This is a genomic window from Hydrogenophaga sp., assembly GCF_051860785.1.
Taxonomy (GTDB): Bacteria; Pseudomonadota; Gammaproteobacteria; order Burkholderiales; family Burkholderiaceae_C; genus Hydrogenophaga.
The window spans coordinates 61,203-73,950 of sequence record NZ_JBIMLB010000012.1 but is presented as its reverse complement, the minus strand read 5'-3'; the positions used below and the strand labels follow the sequence as shown (position 1 = coordinate 73,950).

The 12,748-nt window shown below is 69.8% G+C and carries 14 protein-coding genes; 4 read left to right on the top strand and 10 right to left on the bottom strand.

The features are described from left to right. Nucleotides 1-74: 74 nt before the first annotated feature. From ACTIF6_RS16290 to ACTIF6_RS16270, 5 genes are all read right to left on the bottom strand, one after another. Complete coding sequence (locus ACTIF6_RS16290) at nucleotides 75-779, bottom strand: NIPSNAP family protein (RefSeq protein WP_439588976.1); 705 nt, start codon at nucleotides 777-779, stop codon at nucleotides 75-77. A 62-nt stretch (nucleotides 780-841) separates the two neighbouring features. Further along, entirely contained in the window at nucleotides 842-1,465 is a 624-nt protein-coding gene (locus ACTIF6_RS16285; protein ID WP_439588975.1) for a hypothetical protein, read from the bottom strand. Between the two features lie 11 nt (nucleotides 1,466-1,476). Continuing rightward, on the bottom strand, nucleotides 1,477-2,694 hold the full coding sequence (locus ACTIF6_RS16280) for a cytochrome P450 (protein ID WP_439588974.1): 1,218 nt from the start codon (nucleotides 2,692-2,694) through the stop codon (nucleotides 1,477-1,479). 10 nt (nucleotides 2,695-2,704) lie between these two features. Continuing rightward, nucleotides 2,705-3,157, bottom strand: coding sequence for a nuclear transport factor 2 family protein (locus ACTIF6_RS16275; protein ID WP_439588973.1), 453 nt, complete (start codon nucleotides 3,155-3,157; stop codon nucleotides 2,705-2,707). Nucleotides 3,158-3,185: 28 nt separating this feature from the next. After that, nucleotides 3,186-4,493, bottom strand: a complete 1,308-nt coding sequence (locus ACTIF6_RS16270; RefSeq protein WP_439588972.1) for a cytochrome P450 — start codon at nucleotides 4,491-4,493, stop codon at nucleotides 3,186-3,188. Between the two features lie 116 nt (nucleotides 4,494-4,609). On the opposite strand from ACTIF6_RS16270, the gene ACTIF6_RS16265 reads away from it, so the two are divergent. The 4 genes from ACTIF6_RS16265 to ACTIF6_RS16250 all read left to right on the top strand — a co-directional run bounded on the left by ACTIF6_RS16265 (nucleotide 4,610) and on the right by ACTIF6_RS16250 (nucleotide 8,083). Beyond that, the gene (locus tag ACTIF6_RS16265) at nucleotides 4,610-5,497 is read left to right on the top strand and encodes a branched-chain amino acid ABC transporter permease (protein WP_439588971.1); all 888 of its coding nucleotides are present in this window, start codon (nucleotides 4,610-4,612) and stop codon (nucleotides 5,495-5,497) included. 146 nt (nucleotides 5,498-5,643) lie between these two features. Beyond that, on the top strand, nucleotides 5,644-6,531 hold the full coding sequence (locus ACTIF6_RS16260; protein WP_439588970.1) for a branched-chain amino acid ABC transporter permease: 888 nt from the start codon (nucleotides 5,644-5,646) through the stop codon (nucleotides 6,529-6,531). Between the two features lie 62 nt (nucleotides 6,532-6,593). Beyond that, nucleotides 6,594-7,352 (top strand): ABC transporter ATP-binding protein, encoded by a 759-nt coding sequence (locus ACTIF6_RS16255; RefSeq protein ID WP_439588969.1) that lies wholly within the window; start codon nucleotides 6,594-6,596, stop codon nucleotides 7,350-7,352. 14 nt (nucleotides 7,353-7,366) lie between these two features. Beyond that, nucleotides 7,367-8,083 (top strand): ABC transporter ATP-binding protein, encoded by a 717-nt coding sequence (locus ACTIF6_RS16250; RefSeq protein WP_439588968.1) that lies wholly within the window; start codon nucleotides 7,367-7,369, stop codon nucleotides 8,081-8,083. A gap of 21 nt (nucleotides 8,084-8,104) precedes the next feature. On the opposite strand, the gene ACTIF6_RS16245 is transcribed toward ACTIF6_RS16250, so the two are convergent. From ACTIF6_RS16245 to ACTIF6_RS16225, 5 genes are read right to left on the bottom strand one after another with little or no spacing between them, the layout of a single operon-like run. Continuing rightward, nucleotides 8,105-8,560 (bottom strand): nuclear transport factor 2 family protein, encoded by a 456-nt coding sequence (locus ACTIF6_RS16245; protein WP_439588967.1) that lies wholly within the window; start codon nucleotides 8,558-8,560, stop codon nucleotides 8,105-8,107. A 2-nt stretch (nucleotides 8,561-8,562) separates the two neighbouring features. After that, a complete protein-coding gene (locus tag ACTIF6_RS16240) occupies nucleotides 8,563-9,318 on the bottom strand; it encodes an SDR family NAD(P)-dependent oxidoreductase (protein WP_439588966.1) in 756 nt (251 codons plus the stop codon). Beyond that, nucleotides 9,318-10,904, bottom strand: coding sequence for a fatty acid--CoA ligase (locus ACTIF6_RS16235; protein ID WP_439588965.1), 1,587 nt, complete (start codon nucleotides 10,902-10,904; stop codon nucleotides 9,318-9,320). Before ACTIF6_RS16235 ends, ACTIF6_RS16240 begins: the two co-directional genes overlap by 1 nt. After that, nucleotides 10,901-11,884, bottom strand: a complete 984-nt coding sequence (locus ACTIF6_RS16230) for an NAD(P)H-dependent flavin oxidoreductase (RefSeq protein WP_439588964.1) — start codon at nucleotides 11,882-11,884, stop codon at nucleotides 10,901-10,903. The genes ACTIF6_RS16235 and ACTIF6_RS16230 overlap by 4 nt, the downstream gene beginning before the upstream one ends. Further along, complete coding sequence (locus ACTIF6_RS16225; protein ID WP_439588963.1) at nucleotides 11,881-12,741, bottom strand: enoyl-CoA hydratase-related protein; 861 nt, start codon at nucleotides 12,739-12,741, stop codon at nucleotides 11,881-11,883. The genes ACTIF6_RS16230 and ACTIF6_RS16225 overlap by 4 nt, the downstream gene beginning before the upstream one ends. Nucleotides 12,742-12,748 lie beyond the last annotated feature (7 nt).

The window sequence follows — 12,748 nt, the reverse complement described above, 5'->3', positions numbered from 1 at the left end:
CGGTCAGTCCCCTTGTGCGGGGACCAGCGGCCAGACGGTGGCAGCGACCTCAGGGTTACTCCGGATGAATCACCTCAGGCGCCGGTCCAGCGCGCACCGTAAGGCGCCGGGCGCAGCAGGAATGCCTCTGCGCTGCCGACGAGCGCCGTGCCATGGGTCTTCCGTTCGCTCGCCCGCGCGGCCTGCACCGCCGGGTCCACCGCGTGCGCAGCCCAGGCCGCTTCGCGCGTGGCGAGGTCGGGCCAGGCGAGCAGAGCCACGGCGCGTGGCAGGTGCTGGCCGATGACCTGGTCGAACAGGCCGAGGACCTGCGCACCCTGCGCCTCGATGCAAGGCAGGTCCACCTGCGCGAGCGCGTCGTGCGCTGCTTCAGCCGCCTGCGGCAGCAGGTCCACCATGCGCAGTTCGTGCAGACCGGTGTGCAGGGGCGCGCCCGTTGGTGTGGCCGACCAGGCGGGCGATGCGCGCAGCACCAGCACGTGCGAACGCTCCAGCATCTGTTCGCCGCCGTGCGCATCCTCGTATTGCTTCCACCACTGCGGGTCGGCGTAGAAGCGGCCCCAGGCGGCCATGCGCTCGTCGAGGCCGGGCCAGTGCAGGATGTAGGCCAGCATGGCGGTCATCGGACCGGCGAAGCAATCCCAGTAGGCCAGGGGTGCGGGAACGCCCGCACGCTCGAACAGGGGCGGCACCTCGCGCGCGAACTGGTGGTGCATGTCGGGCAGGCGGCGCGGCAGCATTTCGTAGAGGCGCAGTTCCCACAAGCCTTGTGCTTTCACTGGACTACCCTCCGTGCTGCGCACTGCGGCGCGAGCGCCCTTCGGAACGGCCGGGCGGGCGCTCATGCAACCACCCCGAAGTTCGGCTGGGGTTCACCGCCGGGCAGGGCCGTGAGCAGCAGCGTCTGTTCGTCGCCGAAGAGGCGCCGGCGCAGTCGCGCGCGCTCCTCGTCCCGCCGGCGCCAGAAGCGCGGCTCCACGTCCAGGCGTGCCCAGGCCTGTTGCTGTGTGGCGAGGTCCGGCCAAGCCAGGAAGGTGGCCATGCGCGGGCGGTGCGCGCCCAGCAGCAGGTCGAACACGCCCAGCACCTGCGCGTCCATGGCCTGGAGCAGCGGCAGCGTGGATTCGCCCATCACCCGCGCGGCTTCTGCGGCGTGGCCGTTGAGCACGCGCTGGATGCGCAGTTCGACCACCGCTGCGGCAGACAGCGCCTGCTCGCGCCGGGCGGCCTGCCAGGCCGGGCTCGCGCCGTAGATCGCGACCTCGTGGCGACCGGGCAGGGCGTGCAGCGGGTGCGTGCCGGCGGCGATGGCGGCCTCGCGCTCGTTCAGCTGGTTCCAGCGGTGCAGCATCACCACGCCTGGAACGGGCGCGCCCGCCATCACCCGCCAGGCGCCGAGGCACGAAGCCGACCGGGGCACAGGGCCGGGGTCGGGCGTCGCGCCCAGCACCAGTTCGAAGTACACGGGTGCCGTGCTCAGGCGCGCAGGCGCAGTGGCAGCGTGTCCAGCGTGCGCAGCGTGTTCACGGGTCGCCAGCTCGCGGTACCGGCCGGTTCGATGGCGGTGACGCGGCGCAGCAGCGCGCCCAGGATGGACTCTGCTTCCAGCCGCGCGATCATCTGCCCGATGCAGACGTGCGCGCCATGGCCGAAGGCGCGGTGCACACCGGTGGTCTGCCGCGTCACGTCGAAGCGGTCGGGCTCCGTCCACTGGCGCGGATCGCGGTTGGCCGCACCCATGTGGTAACCGACCTTGGTGTCCGCGCGCAGCTTCACGCCACCCAGTTCCAGGTCCTGCGTGGTGGCGCGGAACATCACCTGGGCGGGCGACTCCAGCCGCAGGGCTTCCTCGAACGCCGACTTGATCAGCTTGCCAGGGTCCTGCCGGACCAGCGCGAGCTGATCGGGGTTCTCCGCCAGCAGCTTGAGCGTGGAGCCGATGCCCGCCATGGTGGTGTCCACACCAGCCCGAAAGAACGAGCGCACGTGCAGCGGCGCGGTGCCCGGGTCGAATTCGCCCGCGTCCTCGGCCTGGTAGATGCGCTCGCCGAAGCCGCCCGGCAGCATGTGCTCGCGCTGCAGCACCTGCGCGTACCACTCCATCAGCGGAGCGGTCTTCTCCATGGCGGCCTGCAGGCGCGCGTTGTTGGGGCCGAGCTGGTTGAAGTTGAGTTCGCCGGTCTGCTTGATGCGCTCGGGGGGCACGGCCACGCCCAGCACCTGCGGGAACACGCTGAGTACGAAGGCCTCGGCGATGTCGGCCACGCCGTCGATCTCGCCTTTCGCCAGCGCGGCTTCGGCCACTTCCTGCGCGCGCTGTTCGAAGGCGTCGCGCCAGGTCTTCACCACCAGCGGCGAGAGGATTTTCTGAAGCGCGGCGCGCACGCGCGTGTGCTCGGGCGGGTCCACCTCGGTGATGGGGCTGCGCGCGCGCCAGGCGCCGGGCTTGCGGATGTCGCTCATGCCGACGCCGCCGGCGGTGGTGAAGCGCGCGTAGTCGCTCGCCACGATGCCGGCCTCGGCGTGGCGGCCCACGGCGTAGTAGCCGTGCGGCTGGATGAAGACGGCGGGGCCGAGTTCGCGCATGCGCTCGAACAGCGGGTAGGGGTTGGCCAGGTTCTCGTCCGAGAACGGGTCCTCGTCCAGGACCGGGGCATCGGGAACGTCGACGAGGGATGCGGTGGCGGTGTTCATCGTGTTTTCCTTATTGCCCGTCGGGCAGCACATAGACGCTGGCCGAGCGGATGCGCCAGCCGTCGGCGGTGCGTGCGAAGCGCACCGTGTATTTGCCGAACATCGAGAACTTGCCGGGGCCGTCGCGCCAGTCGGTGATGAGTGCGCGGGCATGGCCCAGGGCATCGTCGGCGTTCGCGCCGGGTTCGACGTAGAAGTCGGTGAACTGGTGGTGCATGCGCTGGCGAAACTTCTTCTGCATGACTTCCGTCATCAGCGCACCGAGCTGGTCGCGGCCGATCGTCTCGGGTGGCAGCCCGGAGCCACCCATGGAGGCGGGCGGCGAGTTCTCGCGCGTCCAGGTGGCGTCTTCGGTGAAGAGCTCGATGAATCCAGGATCCCCGGCGTCGGCCAGGTGGCCGTAGCGGGCGAAGAGGTTGCGGATCTCGAGCTCGTCGTCGACCGGCAGTCGTGGGAATCGCATGGGTGTGGTCTCGGGTCGGGTCATTCTGTCACCAGGTCACCATCAGCCTGCGCAGTGCGCGAAACGAGGTGTTGGGTGTGTAGGGGAGTTCCTGGCCACGCACCAGGTCCAGGCTGGGCAGGCGCCGGGCCAGGCGTTGCGCCATCACCTCCAGCTCCAGGCGGGCCAGGGGTGCGCCCAGGCAGAAGTGCGCGCCGGTGCCGAAGGTCACGTGCTGCAGCGCGTTGCGGCGTGCGGGGATGAACAGATCGGGTTGCGCGAACTGCTGGGGGTCGTGGTTGGCGGCGGCGAACATCAGCAGCAGTCGACCGCCGGCGGGAATGGTCACGCCATCCAGCGTCACGTCCTGCAGGGCCTGGCGCCGCCAGGCCTGCACCGGCGGGTCCACGCGCAGCGATTCCTCCACCACCGGGCCCACGGGTTGTTCGCCACGCCCGATGGCCGCCCACAGCTCGCGCTGCGGCAGCACCGCCTTGAAGAGGTTGATGGCCGCGCTCGAGGTGGTCTCGTGGCCGGCGAACAGCAGGTTGAAGGCGATGGCCCCGATCTCGTGCAGTGTGGCCAGGGTGTCGTCGCCGGCCCGCAGGCGGATCAGGTCGCTGATGTAGTCGTCCCCCGGCGCTTCCACCTTGCGCTGCACCAGCGCATGCGCGTACTGGTAGTACTCGACCGCGCCGGTGGACAGCTGCACCTGCTCGTCGTCGGTGGGGCGGCCCCAGGTCAGCACCACGCGGCTGGACGCCCAGTCCTTGACGCGGGCGACGTCCTCGGCCGGCACGCCCAGCAACTGGAACAGCACCAGCGCCGGCACGTCCCAGGTGAGCCCGGCCACGAGGTCGGCAGGCCGGGGGCCGGCCACCAGGCGGTCCAGGTAGGCGTCCACCGTGCGTTCGATGAACGGCCGCAGGGCCGCCATGCGCTCGCGCGTGAGCGGTGTGCCGAAGAAGGCGCGGTAATGCGTGTGGCTCGGCGGGTCGTTGTTGACGAGCAGCGGCGGCACGTTGAAACCCGAGTCGACAATGATGCCCCGCGCATGCGGGCACAGCGGCTTGAGCGGATCGGAGACCAGCATGGCCGAGAAACGCTGCGTGTCGCGCAGGACGGCCTTGACGGTCTCGAACCGGGTGACCACCCAGGAACCGATCGCGGGCGAGAAAAACACCGGCTCGCTGGCGCGCAACTCGGCCAGCGTGGCGTAGGGGTCCTGCACGTAGCCGGGCTCGAACGGGTCGAACCGTTCGCTGGCGGGTGTGGTCGGGCCCTGGGCCTGGGAAGACGCGTCGGTGGAGAGCGGGCGCAATGGGATGTCCTGGCGGTCGGTCAGACAGAGTTCCACGGTAGCTCCCGGGCCGGTCGGGGTCAGTCCCCCTGGGGCGGGACGTCGGGCAAACCCGTCCCACCTCAAGGGGACATACCGGCATCGTGCCTCCTCCTATGCTCGGCGCCATGCTGATGCAACAACTCCTCAACGGCATCGTGGTCGGCAGCGTCTACGGGCTGTTCGCGCTCGGTTTCACGCTGCTGTTCGGTGTCAACCACATCATGAACATGGCCCACGGCTCGGTGTTCATGTGGGGTGCGTTCGCCGGGCTCTATGCCATGCTGGTGCTCGACGCGCCCATCTATGTGGCGCTGCTGCTGGGCATGCTGGCGGGCGGTGTCGTCTCGGTCATGCTGGACCTGCTGGCGTTCAGGCCGCTGCGCCGGCGCGGCGGGCCGGAGTTCTCGGCCATCGTGTCGTCCATCGGCGCGGACCTGGTGCTGCTCTCCATTGCCCAGAAGGTGTCGAACACGGCGATCATGCGGTTCCCGTTCGACGCCTTTCCCATCGTCTTCTTCAGCTTCCTGGGCATGCGCGTGCAGTTGCTGCAACTGGTCATCATGGTGCTGGTGGTGGTCATGGTGGTCGGCCTGGTGTGGTACCTCTACCGAACCAGCTTCGGTCTTCAGATCCGCTCGGTCGCGTACGCCGAGCAGACATCGCGCCTCCTGGGCATCAACCCCGGGCCGGTGAACATGCAGGTGTTCTTCATCTCCGGTGCGCTGGCGGGCATGGCTGGCGTGCTGATCGGCCTGGTCTTCAACTCGGTGCACTTCGCCATGGGCGAGCCTCTGCTGCTGCGCGCCTTCGTCATCATCATCCTGGGGGGGCTGGGCAGCATCCCCGGCGCGCTGATCGCCGGCATGGCCATCGGCATCGTGCAGACGCTCAGCGTGGCCTACATCTCCTCCGGCGCAGCCGAAGCCATCGTCTTCGGCGCCCTCTTCGTCGTCATCATCCTCAAGCCCACCGGCCTGTTCGGTCAGCCCACGGCGGCGATGCGGGTGCAACGCGCATGAGACACGCCGGGCCGCCCCAAGTGGCGAAAACCCCCTCGGGGGGCAGCGCAGTACACGAAGTGACAAGCGTGGGGGTCATTCCATGAGCCGGCGCTCGGCCGCTCCGAAGCGGGCTCGCACCGCAGTGCGAAGCACGAAGGTCATCCATGCTTAACTTTCTCAATACCTACCAGTCCCTGTTCGACCACATCCTGGTCAACATGCTGCTGGCCGCCAGCCAGTACGTGGTGCTGCGTGCCGGCGTCTTCTCGCTCGGCAGCGCCGGCTTCGCCGCGCTGGGTGCCTACTGCACCGCCTTGTTGACCACCAAGCTGGGCTGGAACCCCTGGCTGTCGGTGATCATCGGCATGATGCTGGGCACGCTGGTCAGCGCGCTGCTGGCGTTGCCGCTCTCGCGCCTGCGCGGCGTGTTCCAGGCGGTGGCCACGCTGGCGTTCGTGCAGATCGTGCTCACGGTCACACAGAACTGGGTCTCGCTCACCAACGGTCCCATGGGCGTGAACAGCATTCCGCACGCCGCCAGCACCTGGAGCCTGCTCACGATCGTGGTCGCCGTCGTCGTGTTCCTGGTGATGATGGGGCGCTACAGCTTCGGCCGCGCGCTGGACGTGATCCGCGAGGACGAGACCGTGGCGGTGTCGCTCGGCATCTCGGTGCCTTATTACCACCGCATCGCCTTCGTGCTCTCGGGCGCGCTGGCCGGCCTGTCCGGTGGCCTGCATGCCATCAGCAGCTACAGCATCACGCCGCATGACTACGGCTTCGCCCTGCTCGTTGCGGCGCTGGCCATGGTGGTGCTGGGCGGGCGCACCACGGTCTGGGGCGCGCTGGTGGGGGCCCTCGTGCTCACTTCGCTGCCGGAGCTCTTCCGTGTTTTTGCCGACTACCGCGCCGTGGTCCAGGGCATCCTGCTGATGCTCGTCATCATCTACCTACCACGCGGACTGGCCGACACCGTCATCGCCCGCGTCAAGGATCGGCGGCTGAGACGCCGGCTCGCGCGGGTGGCCGTCCCGGCGGGAGGTCAGTCATGAGCGCAGCGCCGGGCCGTTCCCAAGCAAGCTCGCACCGCAGCCCGCAGGGCGAAGGTTCCCCAGTGACCGCTACCCTCGTGCTCGAAAACGTGGCGCGCCACTTCGGCGGTGTGCCGGCGGTGGACGGTGTGAGCCTGGAAGTGCCGGCCGGCCAGATCACAGGCTTGATCGGGCCCAACGGGGCAGGCAAGACCACGGTGGTCAACCTCATCACCGGCATCCTGCACCTCACGCAGGGCCGTGTGCTGCTCGACGGGCAGGACGTCTCCAAGGCCGAGGCGCCCGAGCTGGCGCGTGCGGGCGTGGCGCGCACCTTCCAGAACATCCGGCTGGTGCCCGATGCGAGCGTCATCGACAACGTGCTGGTGGGTTTCCATCGCCACGAAAAGACCAGCCTCTGGGCCAACCTGCTGGGCCTGTCGTCGGCCCGCGCCGAAGCGCGGCAGATGCGCGACGAGGCCATGCGCCTGCTGGCGCGTTTCGAGATGACCGACCTGGCCGACCACCGCGCCGGCGCGCTGTCGTACGGGCACCAGCGGCGCATCGAGATGATGCGCGCCCTGGCCACCCGGCCCAAGGTGCTGCTGCTCGATGAGCCCGTGGCAGGCATGAACGACGCCGAGGCCGAAAGCCTGGCGCACATCTTCCGCAAGGTGGCCGATGACGGCGTGGCCGTGCTGCTGATCGAGCACAACATGCGCTTCGTGATGTCGCTGTGTTCCCATCTGTATGTGCTGGCGTCCGGTCGGCTCATCGCCCAGGGCGCCCCCGAAGCCGTGGGGCACGACCCGGTGGTGGTCGAGGCCTACCTCGGCGCCTGAAGGAGATTCACTGCATGCTCCAGATACGACATCTCGACGTCCACTACCGCGGCATCCAGGCCCTGCGCAGCGTGGACCTGACGGTCAACCAGGGCGAGATCTTCGCGCTGATCGGCCCCAACGGTGCCGGCAAGTCCAGCCTGGTCAATGCCATCTCGGGCATCGTGCCCGCCGTCGGTGAGATCCTCTTCGAGGGCCAGCCGATCGCGCGCATCCCGGCGCACAAGCGCTCCCGCGCCGGCATCATCCAGGTGCCTGAAGGCCGCCGCGTGATCGCGCCGCTGACGGTGGCCGAGAACCTCGAGCTCGGCCGCCAGGCGGCCGGTATTCGCGGCAGTGACAAGACCGATCTGGACCAGGTGCACGCGCTGTTCCCGGTGCTGGCCGAACGCCGCAACCAGCTCTCCGGCTCACTCTCGGGCGGGCAGCAGCAGATGCTGGCGATCGGCCGCGCCCTGATGGGCCGGCCCAAGGTGCTGCTGCTCGACGAACCCAGCCTGGGCCTGGCGCCGGTGATCGTCAAGGAAGTGTTCCGCGCCCTGCAGCGGCTCAACGAGCAGGGCCTGACCATCCTGCTGGTGGAGCAGAACGCCAAGCTGGCGCTGGCCACCGCGCACCGCGCGGCGGTGCTGGAACAGGGCCGCGTGGTGCACCAGGGCGCTGCGGACGCGCTCGCCAGCGACCCGGTGATCGCCGATCACTATTTCGGCCGCGCTGGCGCCATCGCCTGAAACGGCCTGGCACCCGCCGCTTCAGCGGTGGGCATCGAACCCGCCGCCAAACGCCTTCATGAAGGCCAGCGGGTTCACGTACTCCTTCAAACGGGCGAGCCGGCCGTTGCGGATCTCGAAGAAGCACACGTAGCGGTTCTCGTAGACGCGGCCTGTTTCACCGACAAGGCTGCGCGCGTGCGCCTCCACGACGATGCTGCCCGGCTCGCGCATGGCGTGGATGGCGTCGATCCAGAACACGTGCTCGCGGCGGTTCTCGAAGGCCACGCGGTAGTGCGCCATGATGGCGTCGCGCCCGCTCATGGTGTCGGGCACGAAGCGCCCGAAGCCTTCGGGCAGAAAGGGGATGACCTGTTCCGCGTCCTCCTGCCACAGCGCTTCGAAGGCGTCGAGGTCGCGCTGCATCAGCGTGGTGAAGTAGGACAGGACCAGGGCCTCGTCCGCGTCGCGGGGAATGCATTCGTCGGCACGCAGCATGGTCATCCTCCAGAGTGGTACACGGCACTGCTCGCACCGCCATCCACCGCGAGCACCTGGCCCGTGACGAAACTGGCCTGCGGGCTGCACAGGAAGAGGGCGGCCTGTGCCACCTCGTCGGGCCGCCCCGCCCGGCCCAGCGGTGTGGGCCCCACGGTGCGTGCGTGAAATGCCGGGTCGGCCAGCGCCGCTTCGGTGAGCGGCGTGACGATCACGCCGGGCGCGATGGCGTTCACGCGGATGCCATCGGCCGCGAAATCGGTGGCGGCGTTGCGTGTCATGCCGACCATGCCGGCCTTGGCCGCGGAGTACGCTGCGTGCCCCGGATAGCCCCGCAGCCCCAGCGTGGACGCGATGTTGAGGATGCAGCCTCCCGACAGCGCCAGCGCCGGGTGGGCGTCGCGGCACAGGCGGAAAGCGCTGGTCAGGTTGAGCGCGAGCCAGCGGTCCCACTCGCCGTCGCTGGTTTGCGCCAGGGGCGTGGCCGGGCCCTTGCCCGCGTTGTTGACCAGGATGTCCAGCCGCCCGAACGCCGCCACGGCTTCGGCCACGATGCGGCGGGCCGCGCCGTCCGTTGTCACGTCCTGCACGAGGGTGTGCAGCCCCGCGTGGGCGGGCAGATCGCCCAGCCCGGGTGCGGCGCGATCCACGGCCAGCACCTGCGCGCCTTCCTCCAGGAAATTCAGGGCGATCGCGCGGCCGATGCCGGAGGCGGCACCCGTGACGATGGCGGCCTTGCCCGCCAGGCGACCCGTCATCAGTGAACGCGGCGCGCCTGGCCGGCCCAGTACGGCTCGCGCAGCACGCGCTTGAGCAGCTTGCCCGAGGGGTTGCGCGGCAGCACGGGGGCGAAGTCCACGCTCTTGGGGCACTTGTAGGCCGCAATCTTGCCGCGGGCGAAAGCAATCACCTCCGCTTCGGTGAGCTGCTGGCCGGGCCGCACCACCACCACCGCCTTGACCGTCTCGCCCCATTTCGGATCGGGCACACCGATCACCGCCGATTCGGCGATCGCCGGGTGATCGCCCAGCGCGCGTTCGACTTCGGCGGGGTAGATGTTCTCGCCGCCGGAAATGATCATGTCCTTGAGCCGGTCCTGGATGAAAAGGTAGCCCTCGGCATCCAGGTAACCCACGTCGCCCGTGTGGTACCAGCCATCGCGCAGCACCTGCGCCGTCTCGCTCGGGCGCTTCCAGTAGCCCTTCATGATGCTGGGTGCGCGGATCAGGACCTCGCCGGATTCGCCCGGCAGCGCCGTGCGTCCGTCCAGCGTGACGATGCGCAGGTCGACGCCCGGCAGCACCTGGCCGCAGGAAGAGAGGCGCTCGGGCTGGGCCGGGTTGTGGTCGCGTGGCTGCAGCGCGGTGCCCAGGGTGGCGGACTCGGTCATGCCGAACATCTGCAGGAACACCGGGCCCATCACCTGCACCGCGCGCCGCAACAGCGCCGGCGGGATCGGCGCCCCCCCATAGGTGATGCAGTCCAGGTGCGAGAAGTCGGCCTTGGCACAGTCCGGGTGGTCCAGCATGAACTGCATGACCGCCGGCACCAGGCCCAGCTTGGTCACGCGGTGGCGGGCCAGTGCTTCCAGGATGAGGGCGGGCTGCGCCTCGCGCAGCAGCACCAGCGTGGCACCCGCGTAGGGCGCGTTCATGCCGTAGCTCACGCCGCCGGCGTGGAACAGCGGCAGTGGCACGACGCAGACGTCGTCCTGGGTCCAGCGCCCCAGGTGGCCGGCAGCGGCGTACGACAGGGCCGACAGCGTGTTGCGGTGGGTCAGCTCGGCGCCCTTGGGCAGGCCGGTGGTGCCAGAGGTGTACAGCTGCAGCGCCACTTCCTCGCTGTCGGCCGGCAAGGCCGGGTCGGATGCGCCGCCTGCGTCGCGCCACTCGGTGAACGTCAGGCAGCCCGGGTGCGGGCCGTCCATGGCGATCACCACCTGCAGGTCGGGCACGGCCTGGCGCAGGCCCTCCACCAAGGGCAGGTAGTCCGCGCCGATGAACAGGATGCGCGCCTCGGCGTCCTTGAGGATGAAGGCGATTTCCTCTGGTGCCAGGCGCCAGTTCACCGGCACCAGCACCATGCGGGCCTTGGCGGCACCGAGGTAGACGTCGAAGAAGCGGTCGCAGTTCTTGCCCAGGTAGGCGATGCGGCTCTGCGGTGCCAGGCCGGCCGACAGCAACTGCTGGGCCACCTGGTTGGTCTGGCGATCGAACGCGGCCCAGCTCGTCGTGCGGTCCTCGAACACCAGGGCAGGGTGGTCCGGGCGGCGGGCCGCGTGCACACGGCAAAGGTCGCCCAGCGTGTGGAAGCGCGGGTCGATGGCCGGGATGTGGGGGGTCATGAAATGGTCTCCTGTCTTGCCGCGTGATCCTGGGCCAGGTCATTGGCGGCTTGTTCGTATTCTTGCGCGAGTCGCTCCACCAGCGCTTGCGTGGCGCTCACGTCGCGAATGGCGGCGATGCCCTGGCCCGCGCCCCAGATGTCGCGCCAGGCCTTGCCACCGGTGGCGTCCACGGCGCTGCGCGGCAGGCCGTCCAGGCGATCGGGGTCCAGGCCCTGCGCACGCACCGAGGGCTTGAGGTAGTTGGCGTGTACACCCGAGAAGAGGTCGGTGTAGACGACGTCGTCGGAGGTGCTGTCCACCAGCATCTGGCGGTACCCGTCCGATGCGTTGGCCTCATGCGTCGCGATGAACGCCGAGCCGATGTAGGCGAAGTCGGCGCCCAGGGCGCGCGCGGCCAGGATGCTGCGACCGGTGGCGATGGCGCCACTGAGCGCGAGCGGCCCGTCGAACCAGGCGCGGATCTCCTGCACCAGCGCAAAAGGGCTGCGCGTGCCGGCGTGGCCACCCGCGCCCGCCGCCACGCCGATCAGGCCATCGGCACCCTTGTCGATGGCCTTGCGGGCGAAGCCATCGGTGATCACGTCGTGCAGCACGATGCCGCCCCAGCCGTGGACGGCGTCGTTGATGTCGGTGCGTGCGCCCATGGAGGTGATGACGATGGGCACGCGGTGTCGCGCCAGCACGGCCAGGTCGTCGTCGAGCCGCGCGTTGCTGCGGTGTGCGATCAGGTTCACCGCCAGCGGGCCCGAGAGGCGGTCGGGGTGCTTCCGGTCGTGCGCGGCCAGGGCCGCGGTGATCTCGCCCAGCCACTGGTCGAGCTGGGCGCTGGTGCGGGCGTTCAACGCGGGCAGGCAGCCCACGATGCCGGCGGCGCATTGCGCCACCACCAGTGCGGGCGAACTCACGATGAACAGGGGAGCGGCGATCACCGGCAGTCGGGTGCGGCGCAGCGCTTCGGGCAGGGGTGGGCGGCTCATTCGGTGGGCTCGTGGGTGTGGGTGGATTCGGGCCAGTCGGGCAGATGGGTCGACGGCAGATCGGGAAAGACCGAAGCGCGCCGGGCGAGAAAACTCGCCACGCCCTCGCGCACGTCGGCGCTGCGCGCACGCGAGTCCAGCAGCGCGCTCTCAACGCGGTGCGCTTCCACCGGATCGGCGGCTCCCGCCATGCGCCACAGCAACTGGCGCGTTAGCGCCACCGACACCGGTGCCGTGCCTTCGGTGAGCGCGCGGGCATGCGCCTGGGCCGCCGGCAGCACGTCTGCGGCGGGCAGCAGCGCGCGAACCAGGCCGGCCTGCAGCGCTTCGGGCGCGTCGAAGGTGCGGCCGCTGAGGCACCAGTCCAGCGCGCGGTCCAGGCCCACGATGCGGGGGAGGAACCAGCTCGATGCGCTCTCGGGCACGATGCCGCGGCGCACGAAGGGCAGGGCGAAGCGCGCGCCCTCGGCGGCGAAGCGCGCGTCCATGGCCAGCGTCATGGTCACGCCCACGCCGGCGGCCGAGCCGTTGATGGCCGCGATGACGGGTTTTCGGCAACGGTGGATGCGCAGCGTGAGGACGCCGCCCGCATCCGGCTCGGGCGCCTGCGGCGTGCCGGGAGCGGGCCCGCTGGCAAACGGGCTTTCGCTGCCGGCGAGGTCGGCACCCGCGCAAAACGCGCGGCCGGCACCGGTGACCACGATCGCGCGTACATCGTCGTCGGTGTCGGCGCGGTCGATCAGCGCGGCCAGCTCGTGGATCATGACCAGCGTCATGGCATTGAGCTGCTCCGCCCGGTTCAGGGTGATGGTGGCAACCCCTTGCGCCACCGCGTACTGCAGTGTTTCGCCGGTCATGCGCGCG